The organism is bacterium, from assembly GCA_026398675.1.
In the GTDB taxonomy this organism is placed as follows: Bacteria; RBG-13-66-14; RBG-13-66-14; order RBG-13-66-14; family RBG-13-66-14; genus RBG-13-66-14.
The window spans coordinates 1-1,595 of the sequence record JAPLSK010000038.1 but is presented as its reverse complement, the minus strand read 5'-3'; the positions used below and the strand labels follow the sequence as shown (position 1 = coordinate 1,595).

At 64.6% G+C, this 1,595-nt stretch carries 2 protein-coding genes; both read right to left on the bottom strand.

What is annotated here, in order from left to right; genetic code table 11:
* Nucleotides 1–429, bottom strand: a 429-nt coding sequence (locus tag NTW26_00515) for a hypothetical protein (protein MCX7020757.1), incomplete at its 3' end; no start/stop codon positions are given.
* Nucleotides 430–588: 159 nt separating this feature from the next.
* Nucleotides 589–1,440, bottom strand: a complete 852-nt coding sequence (locus tag NTW26_00510) for a glycosyltransferase family 2 protein (protein ID MCX7020756.1) — start codon at nucleotides 1,438–1,440, stop codon at nucleotides 589–591.
* Nucleotides 1,441–1,595 lie beyond the last annotated feature (155 nt).

Sequence of the window (1,595 nt, the reverse complement as noted above, 5' to 3'; positions counted from 1 at the left end):
GGTCGTGCCGGCGCCGGGAGGAATCCAAAGCCGGGCGCGGAACACGGGAAGACCCACGCTGCCCGGCAGGTCCTCGGTTGAGGTGCCGGAAACGCGTATCCCCGTGTAAGTCTCGTCCCCGACGGGCTCGGTGTAGGTTTCTGCTTCCGGGAAGGTCACCTCGAAGGATGCCCCGTCCGGGTCGCACGAAAGAAGCGTGACGCGGGGGATGCCTTCCGTCGCGGTTTCATCGGAGGTGGCGGTGAGTGATGGCGCGGCGTTTTGAGCGAATGTGGGTACCCCGGTGACCGGTCCCGTGGACGCCTCGGCGGCGGGCGGCGTATCGGGCGCGACGGCCGTAGTGCCGGTAGCCGCGGCGCCCAGGGCGATTGACGGCGCCAGGCAGGCCAGGAGCCACCACTTGCACGGAGGGGTTCGGTGAAATCTCAACTGCGCCCTTCCTTCACGAGCCGGTTCAAGGTGATACAGGTGATAAACTTATAACTTGCAAACGGTCACGATTTTCATATTTTGCAATATCAAAAGGTCTGCGCCGTCCCCGTAGGGGCGACCCGCAGGACGAGTCCTCTGTGGTCGCCCGCGTGCGGGTCAACTAATTTCCGGCCACAGAGCCCTGATTGGCGCCGCCACGGCCAGAGGCATCGCCATCATCCACAGAACCGGGTTGAACCCTGGTCCGTTCACCCTCAAATAGCGCCAGAAGGCCCGGTGACTCCAAAGGACGCTTAGCGCGCGGACCTTTTTGACACTGGTTCCGCCCCGATGGACCACCTCCACCTGGGGGTAGTATAGCGTAAGTTGCCCCGCCCGGACCAACCGCCGCGCCAGGTCCACGTCGTTGAAGAATATCGGGAACCGGGTGTCGAAACCGCCGAGCTCGATGAACTCCGCCTTCCGCAACATCCAGCACGAGGCGTAAACCTGCTCGACCCTGCGCGCCCCCTCGAAATCGTCGTCCCCCATCTTCCATCGGTTGAATACGCCTGATGAGGGAAATACCCTCGACAACCCGGTCAGCTCGCAGAGCAAGTCCCACGTCTTGGGCAGTCTCCGGCATGTCCGCTGTATCCGTCCGTCCTCATCCACCAGTTGCGGGGCCACGCCGCCCAGCGTGTCGTCCGCGTCGAGGATATCGGCCAGCTTCCTCGCCCCGTCGGTCGGGAGAAATGCGTCGGGGTTCAGGAGGAGGATTAATCTCCCCCGGGCCTTTCTTACGGCCTGGTTCGTCGCCGCCGCATATCCCTGGTTCACCGGGCTTGCGAAAAGCCTTACGCCCGGCTTCGGCTTTTCCGCCCGGGCCTCCTGCGCGGAGCCGTCCCGCGAGCCGTTGTCGAAGACGATGATTTCAACGGGCTCGTCCTGCCGCGCGAGGTGGTCCAGGCAGCGCGCGAGGTCGTCGCGGGTGTCGTAATTGACGACGATGACCGATACTCGGCACATACTCACGCTAGGCCTTATCGCCCTCCCCCCTTTGGGGGGAGGGACGGGGTGAGGGGCGGGCCGACCTAAACGGCGCGCCGTCGGTCGGCCCCTACAGTTCGCTTATCGGGTCGGGCCCGGTCGAGGGCGTCAGCAGCTCGTCTAGGGCGACCGTG

Coding starts and splice junctions, on each gene's coding strand:
- NTW26_00510 (MCX7020756.1), bottom strand. CDS start 1,440: ATGTGCCGAGTATCGGTCATCGTCGTCAATTACGACACCCGCGACGAC.